Origin of the sequence: Afifella sp. H1R (assembly GCF_021462425.1) — a bacterium.
In the GTDB taxonomy this organism is placed as follows: domain Bacteria; phylum Pseudomonadota; class Alphaproteobacteria; order Rhizobiales; family Afifellaceae; genus Afifella; species Afifella aestuarii.
Map to the genome: position 1 here is coordinate 1 of NZ_JAKEDY010000002.1, position 23,505 is coordinate 23,505.

Below are 23,505 nucleotides of genomic sequence, written 5' to 3' on the forward strand. Positions count from 1 at the left end.
ACCAAGAAGAAGGAAGCCGTGGGCCAGTACGGCTCGACCGATTCCGGCGCCTCGCTCGGCGACATCCTAGGTCCTGCTCTGAAAATGCGCCGCCCCCAAAACTCCCAACGCTGAGCGCCCGAGAGATGCAAACAGAGGGTATTAGCGAGCGCAGCTGCCGCCGATGGCCTTCGATGCACCCCCTCCCTCGTAAAGAGAATCGAATTGCCCCTGCGTGCACCGCTCACGGCGAGTGAACCGCCAGACCTCGGCGGCAAATGCTCGTAGCGCTCTCTCACTCTCTCTTGCGCGGGAGAGCTGCCCGCAGCAGGTCGTGATTAGGCTAAAGAGGTAATAGCGTGACGACAGCCTCGAGAGCGGAGCCCAATCACTCTAGCAACGGTCACTCTACGTGCTCCTGCATGAAATCTGCGGCATCTGCTCGGCCGAGTCTGAGGCGCATTTCGACGTCCTCCGCTCTTGGCCTACGACGGGCGATCCGGTCGCCTCTGAGCTCGGGGAGATCGACGGCCATGATGAAGACTGTGCCTCTTGTGAACCGCAGGATTAAAAAGGCGCAGGCGGGCGGGAGCGGGCACGCCTGCGCCTGTCTCACGGCCGTCTACGCGGCGTTTCTGAGGTTCATGAGGTCGACGGCATGGCGCGCGATCATGAACTCCTCGTTCGTCGGGATGATGTAGACCGGCAGTGAGCCGTCCGCGGCAATGGCCGTGTCGCCGCGTTCGTTCGCCTCCTCGTCGAGGGCGATGCCGAGAAAGCGGAGATAGGCGCACACGCGGCTGCGCACCGGCGCGGAATGCTCGCCAATGCCGGCGGTGAAGACGAGCGCATCGAGCCCGCCCAACGCGCAACTCAAGCCACCGATCTCCTTGGCGACATGATAGCAGAAGAGATCGACCGCCTCTTTCGCCTCCGGCCGGTCACTCTCCAGAAGCACGCGCATGTCGTTCGAAATGCCCGAAACGCCGAGAAGCCCGGATTCCTGATAGAGGAGATGTTCCAGCGCGTCGGCATCCATGCCCATCTCGCGCATCAGATAGATCAGAATGCCGGGATCGAGGCTGCCCGAACGCGTCCCCATCGGCACGCCTTCGAGCGCCGAAAAACCCATCGTCGTGTCGATGCTGCGGCCATCCTTGAGGCCGCAGAGGCTCGAACCATTGCCGAGATGGGCGACCACCACCCTGCCCTCGGCCACTTCCGGCACGGTTTCGCGCAGTCTTTGCGCGATGAACTCGTAGGAGAGGCCGTGAAAGCCGTAGCGCTGCACGCCCTTCTCGCTCAATCGCCGCGGCAGCCCATAGGTCTTGGCCACAAACGGCTGCGAATGGTGAAACGCCGTGTCGAAGCAGGCGATCTGCGGGAGACCGTCGAAACTCTCGGCCAGCACCCGGATCGCCGAAACGTTCTGCGGCTGATGCAAGGGCGCAAGCGGGATGAGGGATTCCAACTCATCGAGCACGCGGTTGGTCACGCGGACCGGATGATGGAAACCCGCACCTCCGTGGACGACGCGGTGCCCGGCGGCCAGGAGCGGCAGATTCGGCAGGCGGGCACGGATCCAGGCGATGAGATCGCGCAACAGAGGCGCGACGCCGCCCGTATCACGGGCCGCCCAGGATTCGCGGGCGAGAGAGGTTCCCGACACGTCTTTGACGGAGAACTCCGCCGCCGTGCCGATGCCGGTCACCTGACCGGAGAAAAGGGGAGAAATGTCTTTCCCGGCATCGGCGACCTGAAAGACGGTGAACTTGATGCTGGAGGAGCCGCTGTTGAGAACCAGCAGCGCTCCATCGTGCGACAAGCGTGGGTCCATGTGGAAGATCCTTGTCGATTATGAGGGGGCGAGAGCGTGCGCGCCGATCGCGTGGAAGGGCACGCGCGAGAGGTCAGCGGCGCGGCTCAGGCGCGGGCCGCCGTCTGGTTGGCAAGAAGGGCCGCCAGGGCGCAGGAGGAGATGCGCGAGTCCAGGCTGTCGGCGCGGCTCGTCAAAATGACCGGGACCGAGGTGCCGAGAACGATGCCCGCAACCTCCGCCCGGCCGAGGAAGGTCAGTTCCTTGACCAGCATGTTGCCGGCCGCGAGATCCGGCACGAGCAGGATGTCGGGACGGCCGGCCACCTCCGAGACGATGCCCTTGGTGCGCGCAGCCTCGGCCGAGATCGCATTGTCGAAGGCGAGCGGCCCGTCGATGATGCCGCCACGGATCTGGCCGCGGTCGGCCATCTTGCAAAGTGCCGCGGCATCGACGGTGGAGGGGATCTTGGGGTTCACCGTCTCAACGGCTGAAAGCACGGCAAGGCGCGGCAGATCGATGCCGAGCGCACGGGCGAGATCGATCGCGTTTTGCGCAATGTGCAGCTTGTCTTCGAGCGCAGGCGCGATGTTGACCACGGCATCCGTGATCAGAAGCGATTTCGGATAGGTCGGCGCACGCATCATGAAGACGTGGCTGATGCGCTTCGACGTGCGCAGACCGACATCGCGTTTGACGACGGCGCCCATCAATTCGTCGGAATGGAGCGCACCTTTCATCACGGCGCCAACCTCGCCCAGATGGGCAAGCTCGATACCCTTGGCGGCGGCGGCTTTGGCATTGGCCGCATCGACGATGCGCAGGCCGGCGATATCGATCTCATGGGTGAGCGCGACATTCTGGATGCGTTCGCTCGGACCGACCAGCACGGGGTCGATCAGACCTTCGCGGGCGCCGTCGGTGGCGCTGCGCAGAGAGGTCTCATCGCACGGAAAGATGACGGAGGTCGGCAGCGGCGGCAGATGCGCGCACAGCTCTTTCAGATGGGCAAGCTGCGAGCCCGCTTCGGAAATCTGCGAAAACACGGTCATTGGGGGATGATCCTGCGTCTAAAATGAAAAGAAGATCCCCGCGCGCCCCCCGCCCGGAAGTGTGGACGGGCGGGAGGCGTGGCTCCGACCTGATCGTGATTGGGAGTGAGCGGTCAGGCTGGAGAGGGGGAGCGAGAGCTCAGACTGAAAGGTCAGTCGCGGGCAACGCAGAGCGCCATGCCCATGCCGCCACCGATGCACAAAGTGGCGAGGCCTTTCTTGGCGTCGCGGCGCTGCATCTCGTAGAGAAGCGTCACCAGAATGCGCGCGCCTGAGGCGCCGATCGGATGGCCGAGCGCAATCGCGCCGCCATTGACGTTGACCTTGTCCGTGTCGAAGCCGAGCTCCTTGTTGACGGCGATCGCCTGCGCGGCAAAGGCCTCGTTGGCTTCGATCAGATCGAGATCGGCGACCGACCAGCCGGCGCGTTCCAGCGCTTTCTGAGAGGCTGCGATCGGGCCCGTGCCCATCACCGCCGGATCGACGCCGGCGGTCGCCCAGGAGACGATACGCGCCAGCGGGGTGACGCCGCGCTTTTTGGCTTCCGCGCCGCTCATCAGAACCACGGCGGCCGCGCCGTCATTGATACCCGAGGCGTTGCCGGCCGTGACCGTGCCGCCGTCGCGCTTGAAGGCCGGACGCAGCTTGGCGAGAGCTTCAGCCGTCGTCGAGGGTTTCGGATGCTCGTCGGTGTCGACGACGATATCGCCCTTGCGGTCCTTGACGGTCACCGGAACGATCTCGTCGGCGAAACGGCCCGCCTCCTGCGCCGCGCCCGCCTTCTTCTGCGAGGCGAGCGCGAAAGCGTCCTGCTCTTCGCGGGAGATCCCGTATTTTTCGGCGACGTTTTCCGCCGTGACGCCCATGTGATAGTCGTTGAAGGCGTCCCACAGGCCGTCCTTGATCATGGTGTCGACCATTTCGGCCGAGCCCATTTTGACGCCGGTGCGAAGCCGCGCTGCATGCGGAGCCTGGCTCATGCTCTCCTGGCCGCCCGCAACGATGATCTTCGCATCTTCGTTCTGCAGGGCCCGGTAGCCCATGGCGACGGCGCGCAGGCCGGAACCGCAAAGCTGGTTGATGCCATAGGCGGTGGATTCGACACGCAGGCCGGCGGCAAGAGCGGCCTGTCGGGCGGGGTTCTGGCCGCCGGCAGCGGTCAGGATCTGGCCGAGAATGACTTCATCGACTTCTTCCGGCTTCACCTTGGCGCGTGCGAGGCTTTCGGTGATGGCGGCGGCGCCGAGTTCGTGGGCGGGAAGCTTCGACAGGGAGCCGTTGAAGGTGCCGACCGGGGTGCGTGCTGCGCCTGCGATGACGATCTCGTCGATCATTTTAATCTCCTAATTGAACTTGAGCGTTGCGCGAATTCGGGAGGGAGCGCCGGTGAGGCATTCAGGCGATCGCCGTCTTCGCGAAGGATCTGGGGGCCGGCCGCACTAGGAAGGGCGCGGCCGGCAGTCTGGGATCACGGATTGGCCGCAGGAGCCAGGACCCACAGGAGGAACATCACGAGCGGGAAGGCGAAGATCAGCTGGGTGAAGCAGAAGCCGACCAGATCCTTGGCGCGGAGCCCGAGGACGCCCAGAAGAGGCAGCATCCAGAAGGGGTTGATGAGGTTCGGCAGAGCTTCGGCCGCGTTATAGACCTCGATCGCCCAGCCCATATGGGCGTTCAGATCGGCCGCCGTCTGCAACACATAAGGCGCTTCGATGATCCACTTGCCGCCGCCCGAGGGGACGAGGAAGCCGAGGATCGAGGAATAGACGCCGATCACCACCGGGAAGATGCTGGTGTTGGCGATCGACACGAAGAGATGCGAGATGTGGTGCGAGATGGTGACGCCGTCGGAGCCCGGAACCTGGGTGAGCAGGGCGGCGATCGCCGCATAGAACGGGAACTGGATGATGACGCCGGCCGTCGTCGGCACGGCCTTCGTGACGGCGGTCAGGAAGCTGCGGATGTTGCCATGCAGCAAAAGGCCGATCATCAGGAAGAAGAAGTTGTAGTTGTTGAGGTTGGAGATCGTCGCCAGCACGCCGTTGGTGCTGAACTCGACATAGGCGTAGCCAGCGGCGAGGAGCACGACGAGCGCCGGCAGGATGAAGTTGAACTCCAGCCACTCACCCGGGCGCGACTGCTTCTGCTCCTTGGTGTTGGCTTCCGTCACATCGCAACCCATGTCCTCCGCCGTCTTGATCTGCGCGCCCTGGGGAGCGGAGAAATAGGCGATGGTGATGGCCATGGCGGCGATGATCAGAAGCATGACGATCGACTGCCAGAGAAAGATCGTCTGGCTGAGCGGGATGACGCCACTGATGTCGGAGATCGACTTCGGCAGCGAGGCCGGGTTCGCCTGCAGCATGGCCGCCGACGACGACAGACCGAGCGCCCAGGTGGCACCGAGGCCGAGATAGGCGGCAGCACCGGCTGCGCGATAATCCACTTTGATGTCGGTGCGGCGCGCGATCGCCCGAACCAGGAGGCCGCCCAGAACCAGGCTCAGCGCCCAGTTGAGATAGGATGCCGACATGGTGATGAAGGCGACCCAGGCGACCGCTCCGCGGCTTGAAGTCGGCACCGAGGCAAGACGCGCGATGAGACGCGTGCACGGGCCGGAGGTCGCGACCACGTAACCGGTGATGGCGACAAGGGCCATCTGCATGGTGAAGGGGATGAGCGTCCAGAAGCCCTTACCGAAAGCGTCGGCGATCTCGAGCGGCTGTGCGCCGGTGGCGAGATTGGCGACGACGACGACGACAAGAGCCAGCGCCACGAAGACGAAGGCGTCCGGGAACCACTTCTCCGAAATGGCGGTGAAGCGGTAGGCGAGACGAGCAAGGCCACGGCCGCCGGGCGCGTCGCCTTCTACGGGCGCCGGAGCGCTGGCGTAGGTGCTTGACATGAACTTTCCTCTCTGAGGATTGGAGGCCCTGCCCGTCCCCGCGCGCGGCCGCTCTCAGCCGCTCCAGAGGAGCGGTTGCAAAGGGGTTGGACGCGGAGAAGGGAGGCCGGTCGAGGGTAAGGGCGTGAGGCGGCCGTCAGGCCGCGAGCGCCATCTCTTTGAGATCGTCAGGCACGAGCAGCTCGGCCTCGGTGGCAGCCTTGACCTCGTCAAGGGAGACACCAGGAGCGAGTTCCTTGAGCACCAGACCGGCATCGCTCGGCTCGATGACCGCCATTTCCGTGACGATGAGATCGACCCGACGCACCGAGGTCAGCGGCAGATTGCACTTCTTGATGATCTTCGGCGAACCTTTGGCGGTATGGGTCATGGCCACGATCACCTTCTTGGCGCCGGTCACGAGATCCATCGCACCGCCCATTCCGGGGACCATCTTGCCGGGCACCATCCAGTTGGCGAGCTGGCCACCCTCGTCGACCTGGAGGCCGCCGAGAACCGTGACGTCGAGGTGCCCGCCGCGGATGAAACCGAACGAGGCGACGCTGTCGAAGGCCGCAGCCCCGGGGATAAAGCTCGCCGGGGTGCCGCCGGCATCGGTCAGATCCTCAAAGGCAGCCGCCTTCTCCGGAAGGGCCTGCATGCCGATCAGACCATTCTCGGACTGGAAGAAGACGCGCACGCCCTCAGGCAGATAATTCGTGACCAAGGTCGGCAGGCCGATGCCGAGATTGACGAGATCGCCGTCGACCATTTCCTGAGCGACACGTTTGGCGATGAGCGTTTTGGCTTCCATTTATGCCTCCCAGGAAACGAGGTGATCGACGAGGACGCCGACGGTTTCGACGTGGTCAGGGGGGATCATGCCGACCGGCACGACCTCACTCGCCTCGGCAATGACCGTCTCGCCCGCGAGCGCCATCGACGGATTGAAGTTCCGCGAGGTCAAAAGGTACTGAAGGTTGCCGAACATGTCGGAGCGCAGAGCGTGGATGAGGGCGAAATCCGCCTTCAGAGGCGTTTCGACCAGATAATCCTCGCCTTCGATCTCGACCGTCTGCTTGCCCTCTGCGACGACCGTGCCCACACCCGTCGCCGTCAAGACGCCGCCGAGACCCGTGCCGCCGGCGCGGATACGCTCCGCGAGCGTGCCCTGCGGGACCAATTCAACTTCTATTTCGTTGGCGATCATCCGCTTTTGCGTTTCGGGGTTGAGCCCGATGTGAGAGGCGACCAAACGTTTCACCGCGCCGGCATCGATCAATTTGCCGATCCCGATCCCCGGGCGTGCCGTGTCGTTGGCGATGATTGTGAGATCCTTCTTGCCCTGACGGACCAGTTCATCGATCAGTCGATGTGGAGACCCGCCACCCATGAAACCGCCGATCATCACCGACGACCCGTCAGCGATACTTTCGACAGCACATGAACAACTGCATAGCTTTGACATTTATTCTCCCTCATCTACGTCGTTTCCCATCGACGCGATGGCTTGCGGGAGATGTAATGCACAGACCGTGCCAGTTTTCATGATCCCTTATTTCTTGCGGACTTAGATGTAGTTCTGCGACAAAATAGCACCCTCAATTTTGTGCAGGTATTTGCGCAATGCGCAAAATTTTTCACATAGACTTTACTTCCATCTGCGCAGATAAATCCGGCGTCGCAAGAGCTTTCCAGCAGGCAGCGCGGAGAGCTTTCGCCTCTCCCGACGGCCGAAGGCGCCAATCATGTTCGAGTCCGGGCTTCACAGCAGACGACCGCCTGATGCGGGCAGATCCGCTCGCCAGCATGATCTCACGGAGCGTCCGATGGGGCTGAGATGGCTGAGCCGGCGGGTTCTGCCGGAAAAGATGCGTCAGCGGCTGATGCTGACATCCTTCATCATGGTCGTGCTGCCGATCGTCATCCTCGGCGTCATCCTGCAATATGAAGGCCGTGAGGCGCTCCTGCAGGAAAAGCAGGACAAGCTGTTCTCATTGGCGCGCATCCTCGATGCCGAACTCGGGACGGGCTTCGATGCCCTTCTCGCCGATCTGCCGTCCGGCTGGCAGGACCGCCAGGCCGCGATCCAGCATCTCAATGCCAGGCTCGCCCCCATCACGGACAAGATCGCCGCGTCAGACCCCGGCGTCGGCGTCGGCTATTACTCGCGCCGGCTCGACGCCATCATCACGTACGGGCCGAGCGCCAGCTACGGGCACACGGTCGGGAAGGCGATCGCTCCCGACCATCCCGGCCGTTCGGTGATGCGCGCGGGCAAGCCCGATGTGGAGTTCGGCTCGCTCGTGCGCGGCTCGGTGATGAACGCGATGTGGCCGATCCGCCGCAACGGGAACGTCATCGGCTATATCTGGGCAAACGAATTCACCGACGCGATCGAGCGCCAGGAACAGACGGTCGACCGCACCGTTCTCGCCATCACACTCGGCGGCATCCTGGTCGCCGGCATCGTCATTCATTTGATGTCGAAGCGGCTGTCGCACGAAGTCGACATGATCGTCGGCGGGCTCGCACGCCTCAAGGATGATCTCAGACAGCCGATCGCGCCCTTGCGCGGCGAGCTCGGCGAAATCGTCGATGCCGTCAACAACATGGCGATGGCACTTCTCGATGCGCGCACGCTCACGGAAAACATCCTCACCAGCATCGCCGACGGGGTCGTGGCGGTCGACGTCGACGGCCGGATCACCGCGTTCAACCCCGCTGCGGAACAGATGTACGACGTGCCGGCGACTGAGGTCATCGGCCAGTCCTACCGGTCGCTCTTTGCCGATCACATGCATGTGGCGAGCGCCCTTCTCGACACGCTCGACACCGGTCGCCCGCATATCGGGGTGACGCTCGAGATCCCGCGCAAGGAGTCCGTCTGGCGCCTGACGGCCACATCGAGCGTCCTGCACGATGCGGAGAACCGACGCATCGGGGCCGTCGTCGTGCTCAAGGACGTCAGCGAACGCGACCGGCTCATGGTGCAGGTGATGCGCGCCGATCGTCTGGCCGCGCTCGGCGAACTGACGGCCAGCATCGCGCACGAGATCCGCAACCCCCTCACCTCGATCCGCGGCTTCGTGCAATATCTCGCCGATTGCGACGATCCGGAGGAATGGCGGCGTTATTCGGCGATCATCATCCATGAGGTCGACGTCCTCAACGACACCATCGGCAAGCTTCTCGCCTTCGGCCGGCTTAGGCCGCCGAAGATCAGCAGAATCGACGTCGCCCATCTCATCGAAGACGTGAGCTTCCTCGCCAAGGGCCAGGGGAACGTGCAGATCGACCTCCAGTTCGAGAAGGATCTGCCGGACATCGACGCCGATGCCGAAGCGCTGAAACAGGCGCTCCTCAATCTCCTCATCAACGCGCTGCAGGCGATCACCAACGACGGCAGCGTCATCGTCACGGCGGGCCGGGAAGGACCGGACGACATTGCCATCGAAGTGCGCGACGACGGCGTCGGCGTCGAGCCGCATCACGTCGGCAAAGTCTTCGATCCCTTCTTCTCCACCAAACCCACCGGCACGGGGCTTGGCCTCGCCATGGTCCACCGCATCATCGATGCGCATCACGGCGTCATCAGTTTCGACAGCCGGCCCGGCCACGGAACCGTTGTTCGGATTCGCATTCCGATTGTCGCTCCGGTATCAGAAAAAACAGAATGACCAATTCCACACCCGTCGCTCTCGTCGTCGATGACGACCAGGCCATCTGTCACATGCTCAAGGCGGTCCTCCAGAAGGAGGGCCTTGAGGTCGTCGTGGCCAAAGACGGGCTGGAGGGGGTGGAGACCTTCCGGCGCCAGCATGCGGATGTGGTGCTGCTCGACATCCGCATGCCGCGCATGAACGGGCTCGATGCGCTGAAAGCCATCGTGGAGATCGACCGCACCGCACAGATCGTGCTGATGACGGCCTTCGCCGAGGTCGGCACCGCCGTGCAGGCGATGAAGGACGGCGCCTTCGATTATGTCCTGAAACCCTTCGATCTCGACGAGATCCGCATGCTGGTGCGCCGGATCCTCGAGATCCGGGCGATGCGCCACGACATCGCCTCGCTGCGGCGCGAATTGTCCGAGCGCTACGGCGCGGAAGGCATTTTGACCAACAATCCGCGCATGATCGAGCAGCGGCAGACGATCGCCAAGGTCGCACGCAGCAATGCGACCGTGCTCATCCAGGGCGAGAGCGGCACCGGCAAGGAGCTCGTCGCCGCCGCCATCCATTACGGCAGCGCCCGCGCGGCACATCCCTTCGTCAAGGTGAATTGCGCCGCGATCCCGGAAGGGCTGCACGAAAGCGAGTTCTTCGGCCACGAAAAGGGGTCCTTTACCGGCGCCGCAAGCCGGCATCGCGGCCGCTTCGAGCAGGCCGAACACGGCACCCTCTTCCTCGATGAAATCGGCGAGATTTCTCCGGGCCTGCAGGCGAAGCTGTTGCGGGTTCTGCAGGAGCACGAATTCGAGCGCGTCGGCGGCGGCACGCCGATCAAGGCCGATGTGCGCATCGTGGCTGCCACCAACCGCAACCTTCAGGAGATGGTGCGGGAGGGGACGTTCCGGCAGGATCTCTATTTCCGCCTCAACGTCGTCACGCTCGAGACCATCCCGCTGCGCGACCGGCCGGAGGATGTGCGGCTGCTCTCGGAGCATTTTCTGGAGCGCTTCTGCGCGGAAAACAATTTTGTCATCCGCGGCTTCGACACCTCGGCGATGGACTGCCTGCTCGCCTGGCCCTGGCCCGGCAATGTGCGCGAGCTCGCCAATGCCATCGAACATGCCGTCGTCATGTGCACGACCAATGTCATCACGGTCGAGGACCTTCCCGCCTCCATCACCGGGGCGAGCGAGGGACTTGCCGACACCGGCAACCTCGATGCGACGATGCGCAAAGGCTCCCTGCGCGAGCTCGTCAACGAGTTCGAAAGCCAGGTGATCCGCAACGCGCTGACGCGCAACTCGGGCAATCGCAGCCATACCGCCGTCGAGCTCGGCATCAGCCGGCGCACGCTTCTCTACAAGCTGCAGGAATACGGCCTCGCCTCGGCCTCGGGAGAGGCGGAAAGCTGAGCCGCACCCGGCCGGCATCTGCCGCGCCGCCGGGCGTCTTTTTGAGCGCAATCCGTGCAATCTTGTCGCCGTCCCTCCCCGCTCATTCGCGGGCTGGGAAGGCGTTCTGAGGTCGTGCGCCGCCGCCCCGCAACAGGAGAACGAGGGCGAGGCAGCACAAGACGGCCGCGATCGCGGAAAATGCGAGGCTTGCCGTCTTGAGGCCGAACGAGGCCCCGGCGAGCCCGATGCCGATGACGGGAAACGAAATCGCCACATAGGCGACGATGAAGAAGGTCGACACGACGCTCGCCCGCTCGTCGGGTGGGCTCGCATCCGCCACGGCGCCGAGCCCCGCCCGAAACGCGACGCCGTGACCGAAGCCGGCGATCAAAACGCCCGCAATGATGGCCGACAGCATCTCGCTGCCGAGGCCCACCGCGATGACGACGACGCCCGTCAGGAGAATGGCGCAACCGATCGGCAGCCGCCTTCCGCTCGGAAAATTGCTTTGCAGAAGCTGGCCGACGGTCGAGGCGATGAACAAGATGCCCGAGACGAAGCCGATGACGAGATGGTTGTCGTAGCCGAGCTCTTCACCCAGAAAAGCCGGCGCCACGGCGGTAAAGAAGCCGCAGACCATGAAGCCCGCGAAAGCGGCGATGCCGGCCGGCACAAAGGCAGCCCGCACCTCGCGTGGGACGGCAAGGCGCTGAAACTTCAATTGCACCTTATCCGGCCGCACAACGGTTTCGGGCGCGCGCCAGACGCAGACGAACGCCAGAAGCGCCAGCAGAAAATGCAGCGCATAGGGCAAAACGAGGGGCGCCGGCAGATACTCCGCCAGCGCACCCGCAAACATCGGCCCGAGCCCGAGACCGCCCATATTGGCGGAGGTCGCAAAGAACGTGCCCCAGCGCTTGATGCGCTCCGGGGCGAGTTCGATGAGCGCCACGGTCGCGGTGCCGGTGAAGATGCCGGCCGAGATCCCTGAGAGAACGCGCCCGAAAAGGATCATGCCGAGCCCGCCGGCATTCCAGAAGACGAGATCGCTCAGCGCCGAGGCGGCGAGGCCCGCAAACAGCAGCGGCCGGCGGCCGAGCTGATCCGACCAGCGTCCGGTGATGATGAGGGCCGCCATGACGCCGAGCGCATAGACGGCGAAAATCACCGTGATCGTCAGCTCGGAAAACCCGAAAAGGCCGCGATAGAGAGGATAAAGGGGCGTCGGCATGGTGGTGCCCACCATGGTGACGGCAAAGGCGAAGACGGCGCCGAAATAAACCGCCAGGCTGCCATGGCCTCGTTGTGTCACTCACTGTCCTTTCGGTGATGCGGGAGACGCCGGCGGGTGAAGCCGAAACGCCCTCCGCACCGCAACATACCGCGCGCCCGCGCCGCTTCGAGCCCCTTTCGCCTTCTTTGCGGCCCGGCACCCCTGGCGTTCGCTCTGGACTATGGCGTCGACGAAAAGCCGCTCGGGACCGCATCATCGCCATTCTTCTCGGAGCGATTGCTGCATGCTCCGTTCCTCTCCCCTTCTGGGGAGAGGTGCCCGCGAAGCGGGCGGTGAGGGGTGGAGGACAAACCAACATCAGCGTGGGATGTGAAGCCACCCCTCATCCGGCGGGCTTCGCCCGCCACCTTCTCCCCAGAGGGGAGAAGAAAGGGCTGTGCCGCGGATTGGTATCTGCGCGTCCGTCCCTGCAGTTACCCAGCATCCAGAAGAGATGCGCCCCCTCGCCCCTTCGCGCGACGCGGAGAGAACAGGCGATGCTAACCCCTATTCCGCGGCCATGATCTTCTTAGCCGCCGCGGCGAGGAAACCGGACCGCGTGAAACCGTGGGAAGCGGCGAAGGCGTCGATCTCCGCCAGGACATCCTCCGGCAGCGTGACGTTGACGCGCACCGCCTTCTTCGGCTCCGCCTTCAGCCCGACGAGAATGGCCACGCCTTCGCGATGCTCAGGATCGGCCATCACCTCCTCAAGGCTCGAAGGCAGCGGGATCGGCTCGCCCTCTTCGAGAAGCCCGTCGACATGCAACGCCAGCGCTTCCTCGGCCATGGCACGTGCGTCATCAAGGGAGGTGCCAGCCGTCGCCACGCCCGGGAAATCCGGAAAGGAGACGCCGTAATCGCTTCCCTCTTCCTTGTGGATCAGGCCGATATATTGATGCATGGTCATTTCAGCTTCAGCCCCGACTGTTTTTCGATGCTTTTCAGCGTTCCGAGCGGGATGTCGCGCTTCGGATGCGGGAGTGTCACCCGGCCAGCCTTCTCAGGATGTTTCATCTGAAGATGGCTTCCACGGCGGGTAACTTCGTACCAGCCGTCCAGCTTCAGAAGTCTGAGGACAGTCCCGCTATCCATAGTGTGTATTTATACATCTAATTGATAGTTGTCGAGTTCTGCCTCACCCGCCCTTTTGCATCAGCACGACGTCTTTTTCGACGATTTCGCAGGTGAGGCCGCGGCGGGAGGCGATCAGGCGAAAGGTCTCGGCGCGGTAGAAGACGACATGGGTCGGGTCGCGGCGATAGCGCCAGTTCGCAAAGCGGGCATCGTCGGTCTGGAAGATGGTCATCACACCGAGAAGACCGCCGGGCTTCAAGAGGCCAGCGAGACGATCGAACTCGCCCGTCGGATCGTGAAAATGTTCGGCCGTCTCCGTGCAGGTGACGACATCGTAGCGGTCATCAAGCGGGGCAGGATCGGGCGCGAAAATCGGATCATAGACCGCCATATGATGCCCGGCCTCGGCAAAGATTTTCGCGAGCGCAGGCCCGGGACCGCAGCCATAATCGAGGCCGTTCGCGCCGGGGGAAAGGCGTTCCAGGAGCGGGCGCGTCAGCCGCGACAGCCAGCGCCGGTAGCCCGGATCGTCCGGGTCGTTCTCATGCGTCAGATAATGCGCGCGCTCTTCGGCCGGCGACGGACGCTGGGCAGGATCGAGATAACGGGCGGCGCAGGTCGCGCAACGCCAGTAGTTTTTGCCGTCAACGGTGAGAAAAAGCCCGACATCGCCTCCCCGACAGACCGGACAGGCTTCCCCGCGCGTCTCCGCCATCGCCGTCCTCACGCGCCGGCCGAAGAGCCGGCTTCTTTGCGCGCCAGATAGACGCTCTGCGTAAAGGGACGATCCTGAAGGGGATTGTGAAACGTGACCGGTTCCACCCAGGCCTTGTCGAAGACGGCTCTGAGGCGCTGGGTGAACGTGTCATCCGGCAAGGCGTCGGACCAGAGCGCGAAAATGCCACCGGGCTTCACATGGGCCGCGAGCGCGGCAAGACCCTCCGGACGGTAAAAGCTCGTGCTGCGTGCATCGAGCAGCGCTTCCGGCGAATGGTCGATATCGAGGAGGATGGCATCGAAGCGGCGGGCCTCCGTTTCAGGGTCGAACCCCGCCGCGCTGGCAGCGCCGGCGAAGAAATCGCCTTTGACGATCCGACAGCGCGGATCCGCTTCCATCGTCGCTCCGTTCGGCAGGAGCCCCGTGCGATGCCATTCGATGACGGGATCCAGGAATTCCACGACGAGGAGCGAGCCGACAGCATCGTGGCGAAGCACCTCGCAGGCGGTGTAGCCAAGGCCGAGCCCGCCCACGAGAACATCGTGGTCATTGCCGGCAAGCGCCGCAATGCCGAGGCGGGCGAGCGCAATCTCGGAAGCTGTGAAAAGGCTCGACATGAGGAATTCCTCGCCGAGCTTGATTTCGAAGATGTCGACGCCCAGCCGCAACTCGCGCCGCCGACGCAGGCTGATGGGGCCGATCGGGGTCGGGCGGTAGTCCAGTTCCGCAAAAAGAGCACTCATTGCCCCATCGACCACAATCCGGCCGCCGAGGAAAGGCGTTGCTGTGGCACCGGCGCGCAACAAAGTCGTCGTGACAGGGCAAAGAGTGGTGCGAGGGGGATGATGGCCCCCTCGCTGATTACATGACGAGACCCTTCGTCAGCTCCAGCGCCTGGCGCTCGAAAAGGCGGCGATAGATGCCACCCGCGCGGCCGATGAGGGCGGCATGGTCGCCCTCCTCCACGATCCGCCCGCGGTCGAAGACGAGGATGCGGTCAAGCGCCCGCACCGTCGACAGACGATGGGCGATGACGAGCGTCGTGCGCCCGACCATCAGATGCTCCATCGCGTCCTGGATCAGCACTTCGCTCTCGGAATCGAGTGCAGAGGTCGCCTCGTCCAGGATCAGGATCGGCGCATCGACCAGGAAGGCGCGCGCCAGCGCCACCCTCTGGCGTTCGCCGCCCGACAGCTTGATGCCGCGCTCGCCCACCATGGTGCGGTAGCCCTCCGGCAGCCGTGAGATGAACTCGTCGGCATGGGCGAGCCGCGCCGCCTGCTCGATCTCCGCCTGCGACGCACCGGGGCGGCCATAGGCGATGTTGTCGGCCAGCGAGCGGTGAAAAAGCACCGGCTCCTGCTGCACGATGGCGATCTTCCGGCGCAGCGAGGCCTGCTTCACGGCGGCAATGTCCTCGCCGTCGATCAGGATCTGGCCGCCCGTCACGTCGTAGAGCCGCTGGATCAGCTTGACGAACGTCGTCTTGCCCGAACCGGAATGGCCGACGAGACCGACCCGCTCGCCCGCCGCAATCTTCACCGAGAAATCGCGGTAAAGCGGCGTCGCGTGATTGCCATAGTGGAAATCGACATGGTCGAAGACGATTTCCCCCGCGGCGATCTTCGCCTCAGCCGCGCCCGGCCGATCGGCGATCGCGATCGGCACACGGTTCAGCGCGACGAGCTCTTCGAGATCGTTGACGGAACGCTGCAGGTTGCGGATGTGCATGCCGATATCGCGCAGATGCCCCTGCACCACGAAGAACATGGTGAGGACGAAGGCGACATCGCCGGCGCTTGCCGCGCCCCGCTGCCAGAGAACGAGTGCGACGCCGAGAATGCCCGCCTGGATGACGACCATCATCAGCCCCTGCGCGCCCGCGCCGACCGTGCCGCGCCGCCAGGTGCGCCTCGTGCGGTGCTGCCACTTCGCCAGGATGCGCGTGAGACCCGCCTCCTCGCGATCCTCGGCCCCGAACGCCTTGACGACGGCATTGCAGCTCACCGCATCCGCGAGCGCGCCGCCGAGCCGCGTGTCCCAGGCATTGGCGAGCGTCGCCGCGGGTGCGACCCAGCCCACCGACAGGGTGACGGTGACGGCGATATAGGCGAGCGCGCCCAGCCCGATGACGAGCCCCATCACCGGCCAGAAGGCGCCCAGAAGCGCGGTTGCGCCGACAAGCACCACAAAGGACGGCAGAAGAGCGACCAGAAGCGTGTCGTTCAACAGATCGAGCGCCCACATGCCGCGCGTGATCTTCCGCACGGTGGAACCGGCGAAGGCGTTGGCATGCCAGTCGGTCGAAAAGCGCTGAATGCGATGGAAGGCGTCCTCGGCCACCTCTCGGATCATCTTCAAGGTCAGCGTGATGATCTGGAAGAAGACGAGCTGGCGGAGCCCGACCGCGGCAAGTCCGAGGCCGGTCACCGTGAGAAACGCCACGATCGCCGAATGCCTGGCGTCCGGATCGGCCGCGCCTGCGGCGATCGCATCGACGATGCGGCCGGCGAAAAGCGGCGTGAAAACTTCCGCCAAGGTGGCGAGGATCACCATACCGGCAATCAGCGCGACACGCCCCGGTTGCTCGCGCCAGCGCGCAAAGGCAAAGCCCAGAACCGCGGAGAACACATCGCCACGAAGATTGAACTTCACCCGCCCGATGCCGGCCAACCCCACCCGCCCGTTGGCTGCGCGCCACACGGGCCGCGTGCGGCCGGCATGCCGAAGCGGAACGAAATTGCGGAAATGAAGGGCACGAAGCCCGCGCCTCAAAGCGCCTGCGGTGGACATGGAAAGCTCTCAAGAAAATCGGTGAACCGATCGTCCCGCTGCGGCGGGACCGGCATTAACCCCGGGGCTATCAGCCCCTTCAGGCGTCCGTCTGACGGACGCGATCCGTTACGAACGGACCGGGATCATGCTGAGATAGAGAGCGAATCTGGTCATAACGGCGCGGCTTATGCTCCTCTTCCGCCGATTTGACAAGCCGTCGACGGTGTTTCGGACAATTGCGGGCGCGCCGTGTGGCACTGCGGCCACGCACGACGTCCGAGGCCGTCGTCCGACGAGCTCTTGTGTTGCGGCTGTCGGCTGACGCAGTGTCTGCGCGGAGTGCACCCCGTTTCCGCCCTCCGTCTCGTCACGCCGACCCTTGAGGAATTGCCCGCATGAGCCGTCCCAACATCCTGATCTTCATGGTCGACCAGCTCAACGGGACGCTGTTTCCGGACGGACCGGCGGGCTTCCTGAAAACGCCGGCACTGAGCAAGCTCGCCGAGCGATCGCTGCGTTTTCAGAACTGCTATACGGCGAGCCCGCTGTGCGCGCCGGCGCGCGCCTCCTTCATGAGCGGGCAATTGCCGCGGCGCACCGGCGTCTACGACAACGCAGCCGAATTCGTCTCCTCGATCCCGACCTACGCCCATCATCTGCGCCGGTCCGGCTACCAGACGGCGCTTTCCGGGAAAATGCATTTCGTCGGACCAGACCAGCTGCACGGCTTCGAAGAGCGGCTGACGACCGACGTCTATCCGGCGGATTTCGGCTGGACACCGGATTATCGCAAACCCGGCGAGCGCATCGACTGGTGGTACCACAATCTCGGCTCCGTCACCGGCGCGGGTGTGGCGGAGATCACCAATCAGCTCGAATATGACGACGAGGTCGCCTACCACGCCAACCGCAAGCTCTACGATCTGGCGCGCGGGCATGTCTCAAAGCCGTGGTGCCTCACCGTTTCCTTCACGCATCCGCACGACCCCTATGTGGCACGGCGAAAATACTGGGATCGCTATGCGGATTGCGAGGAGCTTTCCCCGAGGATCGGAGAGATCCCCTTCGGTGCGCAGGATGCGCATTCCAAGCGCCTCCTGGAATCCTGCGACTATCTCAACTTCGACATCAGCCATGAGGACATCCGCCGCTCAAGGCGCGCCTATTTCGCCAATGTCTCCTATCTCGACGCCAAGATCGGCGAGATCCTCGACACGCTCGAGCGCTGCCGCATGGCGGAAAACACCATCATCCTCTTCCTCTCCGACCATGGCGACATGCTGGGTGAGCGCGGCCTGTGGTTCAAGATGAGCTTCTTCGAAGGCTCGGCGCGGGTCCCCTTGATGGTCGCAGCGCCCGGCCTCGCACCGGGCCTCATCGAGACGCCGGTCTCCACACTCGACGTCGTGCCGACGCTCGCCGACCTCGCCGGCATCGATCTGTCGGAAATCATGCCCTGGACGGACGGGCGCAGCCTGTTGCCGCTCGCCGCAAGCGGGGCCCAGCATGGTCCGATCCTCATGGAATATGCGGCCGAGGGATCGATCGCACCGCTCGTCGGCGTGCGCGAAGACAAGTGGAAGTTCGTCTTTTGCGAGGTCGATCCGCCGCTCCTCTACGATCTTGAGGCGGACCCCGACGAGTTAACGAACCTTGCGGAGGATCCCGCCTATCAGGACGAGATCGACCGTTTCATGGCGCTGATGCGGGAAAAGTGGAATCTCAAGGCCTTTGACGCCGAGGTGCGCGAGAGCCAGGCGCGGCGCTGGGTGGTCTACGAGGCGCTCCGGAACGGCGCCTATTTCCCGTGGGATTACCAGCCGCTGCAACGGGCCTCGGAGCGCTATATGCGCAACCATATGGATTTGAACATTCTGGAAGACGCGCAGCGCTTTCCGCGCGGCGAGTGAGCCGGCCCTATCCATGCCATCGCGGATTCTCGTCAGTGCCTGCCTTCTGGGCGAAACCGTGCGCTATGACGGCGGCACGCGGCCCCTTCACCATCCGGCGCTTGCCAGGTGGCGAGCCGAAGGCCGTGTCGTTGGCATCTGCCCCGAACTCATCGGCGGTTTTTCCGTACCGAGAAGGCCAGCCGAGATCGCAGAGGGGCGGAGCGGCGACGACGTTCTTGCCGGGCGCGGCCGGGTCGTCGACACTTCCGGAGCCGACGTCACGGAAGGATTTCTCGCCGGCGCAAGAGCCGCGCTTCAGATCGCGCGCGCGCAAAACTGCTCCTTCGCGCTCCTCATCGACGGCAGCCCGTCCTGTGGCAGCCACCTCATCTACGACGGCAGCTTCGACGGCCGAAAACACCCCGCCATGGGCGTGACGAGCGCATTGTTGCGGGCAAACGGCATCGAAGTTTTTGCCGATCACGAGATCGATGCGCTCGCCACGCGTCTCGGCTCGTCGTAAGCCCTCGGGACGGCGGCGCGTCTTGCAGCGATGCGTCCATCGGCATCAAGACGCGCCCTCCCTTCAGCAGACATCAAATGCCCAAGTGGAAGGCCGCTGCGGGCGACGTGCCTGCAGATGTTCGACTGCTTCCGTCGTCTCCACGATACGCGCGCAAGTCTGAGCCGCCTTCTTGAGGCCGGCCTCATGTTCGGATTTGGAGAAGTCGGCGAGCGCATCGGCCACCATGAACGGGCGGATATCGCGCATGAAGGCGTCCATCGCCGTCGAAAGACAGCCGATCGACGTATAGAGGCCGGTGATGATCAGGTTGTCGCGGCCGAGCCGGCGAAGCATGACCTCGAAATCGTTGCCGTAGAAGGCCGAATAGCTGCGCTTCGTCACCGGGATCAGCGACAAGCCATCAAGCTCGAGCGCGTGGTCGAGGGCGGGTGCATTCGTCATCCGCCCCGCATTGTCGGCAGAGACGCCGTCAGCCGGTCCCCTTCCCCACATGTCGCGCATCAGGCCGCGCTCGCAATCAAGCCGGGCCGGCGGCACCTGCGAGACGAAGATCGGCATCGCGCGCGCCGCGCAGAACCTCGCAAGCCGCGAGATCTGATCGGCGAGATCGGTGCGCACCGTCTCGTCGAGAGCCTCGCAGTAATGCGGCTGCATATCGTGGATCAGGAGCGCCGATCGCTCGGCACGGATCGTCCAATCGACCTTGTTGATCACATTCACGGGCCTTCCCCTTCGAAGGGCCGCCGTGACAGGGATTGGTGTCGCTTAAAATGACCTTTCCGCCCAGACACGGCGACATGGTCACACAATGATTGCGCCCTGCCGCTTCCTAACGGAAGCGCCAGTAACCAAAAGTCTGTGGTCGGGCAGAGCAGATCATGACATGGCCTCTGCCATAAGCTCCGCGAAAGTGCAATGCGGTCGATCGCACTTGCTGCACCGAGAGGCAAATCGGACACAGCATCGCCAACACAGTGCGCCGGCCCACAATTTGGTGACCCAACGATTTGGCGACCGATGATTGACGACAGGGGGCGCGCGCATGGCAGGCGCGAAGGGCGATCAGCCGGTCCTCTCCTCCTCCGGCATGCGCGGCCGCCCGAAGACGGCGCGCGCTCTTATTCGACCTTGGCTCTCACCAGTTGCAGCGGGAGCTGTAGTCGGTGTCCTGCGTGTACGTCGTATCGGGATCTTCATCCGATCCCCAGTCCACCGAAATATCAAAACTGCAGGCGCAGCTCGGCTGGCCACTGCTGCCCCTCACCCAGGAAACGAATTTGTAGCGCCAGGAGGCGTCTTCGTCCTTATCCTCCTTGCCCTGGTCGGTGTTGTCCCACCAGCGATAAAGCCCGTCCTTGCGTTCGATGAGAACGGAAGCGTTGTCGGACCAGCGATAATTGTCACCGCCGAACTTCGGATTGGTCGCCGTGCCGCCGCCGATCGGATAAGCGGGGAAGCGATGGGTCGCGTTGTTGTCGACGTCGAAGGTCACGCCGGTGACGAGTTCGCCCGGACCTCCCGTCGAATCGGTCGGGTTGATCTTCGGATTGTCCTCCGTCCCCCCGTTTCCTGTGATGGTCATCGCCAGAAGCTGACCGGAGGTGCATTCCGAAGCGGTGCCCGTCAGCGTCGCCGTTGCGCCGAAGCCCGTCCGCTGCTCGGGCTCGTCGGCGCCCCAATCCTCGCTATTCACCCCGACCGGGCACGCATATTCGTAGGTGGTTCCACAAATGGTCCGGGCGTTGCCGGAGCGTTTGGTGCATTCGTCGAACTCGTCCTGGTCGACGGCGCTGCAGATGATCTGCGTGTTGCCGGTTGTGCGGGCAACGCTCATACCGGTGCAGCCGCAGGCCGCCCAGGCTTCGCTTGCGGCGAAAACCAGGCCGCATGCAAACAATGCTATCGATGCTGTGCGCATAATGGCCTCCCCAATTGTGCACGGGACCAGCCTACGCGAACAGCACGCGATTCACTACCAAAAGTTGTATGTTGCTCGCCTGGATCCGAGACGATTGCGGTAGCCTCTCAAGGCTTCCAAAGGCGCGCGGTGATCGTGGCTCGGAAAACCCGGAAAGAAGGGGCGGCCCGTCCACCAGATGGCAGACGGGCGAAAGGCGCCGGATCGGCGAACGCCGCTCTCAGGCGTCGCGCCGGAAAGTGGCGACGTCCGGCAGATCATGCGGCCCGCACCGTACTGAGGAAGCGATCCATGACCGCCTTCAGCGTCTCCGATTGCTGTCCGAGCGTCGTCGCGGCGCCTTCGACCTTTCCGGCAACGGCCGTCGTGTCGGCGGCCGCCTCGTTGATGCCCTCGATGTTGTCGGCGACGGTCTTCGCGCCCATGGACGCCTGAGAGACGCTGCCCGCGATCTCGCGGGTCGCTTCACCCTGCTCGTCGACCGACGTGGCGATGGCCGTCGCGATCTGATTGATCTGCTCGATGACCTCGGTGATGCCGACGATCGCCGTGGCGGAGTCGGAGGTGGAATTCTGGATCTCCGAGATCTGGGCCGCGATCTCCGAAGTGGCCCGAGATGTCTGATCGGCGAGTTGCTTGACCTCCGCCGCCACGACCGCAAAGCCTTTGCCCGCCTCGCCCGCACGCGCCGCTTCGATGGTGGCGTTGAGGGCGAGAAGGTTGGTCTGCTCGGCGATGTCCTTGATGAGGTCGACGACCTGTCCGATGCGGCTTGCGGAAGCCGAGAGGTCGCGCACCTTGCCGGCCGTGCCATTCGCATCACCGACGGCCGCGCCTGCGATCCGGGCCGATTCGTCGACCTGGCGCTTGATCTCGGCAATCGAGGAGGCAAGCTCTTCGGCGGCAGAGGCCACCGTCTGGACATTGGAGGACGCATCGGCCGACGCGCCGGCCGCCGTCTGCGACTGCCGCGCAACCTTTTCCGTCGCCGAACTCATCGTCGCGGAGGCGTCCTGCAACTGCCCGGTCGCAGCAACGACGCCACGAACGACACCACCCATCGCCTCTTCGAACTCGTCGGCGAGTTTGTGCATGGTGCGGCGGCGTTCGTCTTCCTGCTTGATGCGGTTCTGTTCCTCTTCGGCGGCCTTCTGGCGGACCTCTTCTTCAATGCGCACACGGATCTGATCGACGGCACGGGAGATGGCGCCAATCTCGTCGCGACGCTCAGCGCCCGCGATTTCGTCCACCGCCTCGCCAGAGGCGAGACGCCGAAGGGCACCCGTGAGCTGCGTGATCGGGCGTGAGATGCCGGATGCGACGACGGCCATGGCAACAAGAGCGGCAAAAACCACGGCAAGGCCGACGAGCACCTGTGACATGAGATCCTCGCGACCACGTTCTGCCAGCGAATTGGCGAGTTTGTCGCCCTCGGCCAGAACGACCTGACGCGGCACGGTGATCACGACAGACCAGACCTGGTCCGTACGCCCAAGCTCCACAGGCGCGAAAACCTTGAGGGTGTCGCTCGCCTCGTCGGTTTTCACCGTTGCCCGCCCGTCCTTCAGGATGTCCATGTCCTCGGCGGCACTGGCGGAAATTGTCTCGTATGAGCCGCCGATGGCTTGCGGATCGTCACTCGCCGCGACGACGAGACCGGCACCGGAGACGATCGTAACAGCACCCTTCCCCGCGTACGTGTCGGCGTTCACCTGCTCAGCCAATTTCTGCAGGAAGGCGAGATCGAAATCGGCACCGGCCACACCCGCGAATTTGCCGTCGACCATGATCGGGACCGACATGGTGGCGAGATAAACCGACCTGCCCTGAACGATGTAGGGAAGCGGGGCGAGGATGCTCTCCTCCCCGGTCTTCTGGGGTCCCAGGAACCAACCGCCTTTCATGACGCCGTTCGGATGCAGGGCCTCGCTGTCGTATTCGACCAGCGGCTGAAGCGCGATCTTTCCGTCCGCGTCGCGCGTCCAGTACGGCAGGACGCGTCCGGTGGCATCCGATCCCACGTCCTTGCGATCGCCGTACATATCATCCCGGCCATCGAGCGCATTCGGCAGCCAGGCGCTGTACGTGCCGTTGAAGCGCGGATTGTCCTTCAACACGCTCAGAAGAACCGCATTCAGTTGATCGCGACGCTGATAGATCGGGGTTGCGGTCCCGCCACTGCCCGCCATCACCTCGAAAGTACGTGCCATATTGCGGGCAGCATCGAAGGCCATATCGACTTCGGCGCGGATCGTTCCGGCCTGGGCATTCGCCAGCCGCTGCAGCGACTCCTTGCTCGTCCGGTCAAGGAGTTCGTCCACGTTTTCATTGACATAGCGCGACGTGTCGCGGGCGGCGTAAATCCCGAAGCCCAGAAGCACGGCCGTCAAAACGATGACGCATGCGGCGGATAACGCGGTGATCCTGAACTTGACGGAGTGGATGTTCACGAAAGGCTCTCCTGCCTGAGGTCTGGGCCATCGGCTAGGAGGGAAGGCTCGCGTGGAGCTTGCATCCGTTCTAATCGACAA

General features: G+C 64.0%; 19 protein-coding genes. 4 read left to right on the forward strand and 15 right to left on the reverse strand.

The genetic code is table 11. The features are described 5' to 3' along the window. Positions 1–601: 601 nt before the first annotated feature. The 6 genes from L0F51_RS11645 to L0F51_RS11670 form a co-directional block, all read right to left on the reverse strand. Entirely contained in the window at positions 602–1,816 is a 1,215-nt protein-coding gene (locus tag L0F51_RS11645) for an acetate/propionate family kinase (protein ID WP_234629422.1), read from the reverse strand. 86 nt (positions 1,817–1,902) lie between these two features. Continuing rightward, positions 1,903–2,847 carry a bifunctional enoyl-CoA hydratase/phosphate acetyltransferase gene (locus L0F51_RS11650; protein ID WP_234629423.1) on the reverse strand — a complete coding sequence of 315 codons (945 nt, stop codon included), beginning with the start codon at positions 2,845–2,847 and terminating at the stop codon, positions 1,903–1,905. A 152-nt stretch (positions 2,848–2,999) separates the two neighbouring features. Beyond that, positions 3,000–4,181, reverse strand: coding sequence for an acetyl-CoA C-acetyltransferase (locus L0F51_RS11655; protein WP_234629424.1), 1,182 nt, complete (start codon positions 4,179–4,181; stop codon positions 3,000–3,002). A 134-nt stretch (positions 4,182–4,315) separates the two neighbouring features. Next, complete coding sequence (locus L0F51_RS11660; protein ID WP_234629425.1) at positions 4,316–5,752, reverse strand: short-chain fatty acid transporter; 1,437 nt, start codon at positions 5,750–5,752, stop codon at positions 4,316–4,318. Positions 5,753–5,888: 136 nt separating this feature from the next. Then, a complete protein-coding gene (locus L0F51_RS11665) occupies positions 5,889–6,545 on the reverse strand; it encodes a 3-oxoacid CoA-transferase subunit B (protein ID WP_092809241.1) in 657 nt (218 codons plus the stop codon). Next, the gene (locus L0F51_RS11670) at positions 6,546–7,199 is read right to left on the reverse strand and encodes a CoA transferase subunit A (protein ID WP_092809240.1); all 654 of its coding nucleotides are present in this window, start codon (positions 7,197–7,199) and stop codon (positions 6,546–6,548) included. A 361-nt stretch (positions 7,200–7,560) separates the two neighbouring features. On the opposite strand from L0F51_RS11670, the gene atoS reads away from it, so the two are divergent. Together atoS and L0F51_RS11680 are read left to right on the forward strand one after the other, a co-directional pair. Beyond that, complete coding sequence (atoS, locus tag L0F51_RS11675) at positions 7,561–9,411, forward strand: two-component system sensor histidine kinase AtoS (RefSeq protein WP_234629426.1); 1,851 nt, start codon at positions 7,561–7,563, stop codon at positions 9,409–9,411. Next, complete coding sequence (locus L0F51_RS11680; protein ID WP_128292454.1) at positions 9,408–10,814, forward strand: sigma 54-interacting transcriptional regulator; 1,407 nt, start codon at positions 9,408–9,410, stop codon at positions 10,812–10,814. The genes atoS and L0F51_RS11680 overlap by 4 nt, the downstream gene beginning before the upstream one ends. A gap of 82 nt (positions 10,815–10,896) precedes the next feature. On the opposite strand, the gene L0F51_RS11685 is transcribed toward L0F51_RS11680, so the two are convergent. The 6 genes from L0F51_RS11685 to L0F51_RS11710 all read right to left on the reverse strand — a co-directional run bounded on the left by L0F51_RS11685 (position 10,897) and on the right by L0F51_RS11710 (position 16,527). Then, entirely contained in the window at positions 10,897–12,108 is a 1,212-nt protein-coding gene (locus tag L0F51_RS11685) for an MFS transporter (protein ID WP_234629427.1), read from the reverse strand. A 468-nt stretch (positions 12,109–12,576) separates the two neighbouring features. Then, positions 12,577–12,972, reverse strand: a complete 396-nt coding sequence (locus L0F51_RS11690) for a type II toxin-antitoxin system HicB family antitoxin (protein ID WP_234630328.1) — start codon at positions 12,970–12,972, stop codon at positions 12,577–12,579. A 2-nt stretch (positions 12,973–12,974) separates the two neighbouring features. Continuing rightward, the gene (locus tag L0F51_RS11695; protein ID WP_234629428.1) at positions 12,975–13,163 is read right to left on the reverse strand and encodes a type II toxin-antitoxin system HicA family toxin; all 189 of its coding nucleotides are present in this window, start codon (positions 13,161–13,163) and stop codon (positions 12,975–12,977) included. 43 nt (positions 13,164–13,206) lie between these two features. Next, positions 13,207–13,860, reverse strand: coding sequence for a class I SAM-dependent methyltransferase (locus L0F51_RS11700; RefSeq protein ID WP_234629429.1), 654 nt, complete (start codon positions 13,858–13,860; stop codon positions 13,207–13,209). 8 nt (positions 13,861–13,868) lie between these two features. Continuing rightward, positions 13,869–14,606 carry a spermidine synthase gene (locus L0F51_RS11705; protein ID WP_234629430.1) on the reverse strand — a complete coding sequence of 246 codons (738 nt, stop codon included), beginning with the start codon at positions 14,604–14,606 and terminating at the stop codon, positions 13,869–13,871. A gap of 118 nt (positions 14,607–14,724) precedes the next feature. Next, the gene (locus L0F51_RS11710; RefSeq protein WP_234630329.1) at positions 14,725–16,527 is read right to left on the reverse strand and encodes an ABC transporter ATP-binding protein; all 1,803 of its coding nucleotides are present in this window, start codon (positions 16,525–16,527) and stop codon (positions 14,725–14,727) included. Between the two features lie 506 nt (positions 16,528–17,033). On the opposite strand from L0F51_RS11710, the gene betC reads away from it, so the two are divergent. Both betC and L0F51_RS11720 read left to right on the forward strand, forming a co-directional pair. Then, the gene (gene betC / locus L0F51_RS11715) at positions 17,034–18,548 is read left to right on the forward strand and encodes a choline-sulfatase (RefSeq protein WP_234629431.1); all 1,515 of its coding nucleotides are present in this window, start codon (positions 17,034–17,036) and stop codon (positions 18,546–18,548) included. A 13-nt stretch (positions 18,549–18,561) separates the two neighbouring features. Continuing rightward, positions 18,562–19,053 (forward strand): DUF523 domain-containing protein, encoded by a 492-nt coding sequence (locus L0F51_RS11720; RefSeq protein WP_234629432.1) that lies wholly within the window; start codon positions 18,562–18,564, stop codon positions 19,051–19,053. Between the two features lie 63 nt (positions 19,054–19,116). On the opposite strand, the gene L0F51_RS11725 is transcribed toward L0F51_RS11720, so the two are convergent. The 3 genes from L0F51_RS11725 to L0F51_RS11735 all read right to left on the reverse strand — a co-directional run bounded on the left by L0F51_RS11725 (position 19,117) and on the right by L0F51_RS11735 (position 23,424). After that, positions 19,117–19,776, reverse strand: coding sequence for an isochorismatase family protein (locus L0F51_RS11725; protein ID WP_370642389.1), 660 nt, complete (start codon positions 19,774–19,776; stop codon positions 19,117–19,119). 415 nt (positions 19,777–20,191) lie between these two features. Continuing rightward, entirely contained in the window at positions 20,192–20,974 is a 783-nt protein-coding gene (locus L0F51_RS11730; protein WP_234629433.1) for a hypothetical protein, read from the reverse strand. A gap of 257 nt (positions 20,975–21,231) precedes the next feature. Then, positions 21,232–23,424, reverse strand: a complete 2,193-nt coding sequence (locus L0F51_RS11735) for a methyl-accepting chemotaxis protein (RefSeq protein WP_234629434.1) — start codon at positions 23,422–23,424, stop codon at positions 21,232–21,234. Between the last annotated feature and the right edge of the window lie 81 nt (positions 23,425–23,505).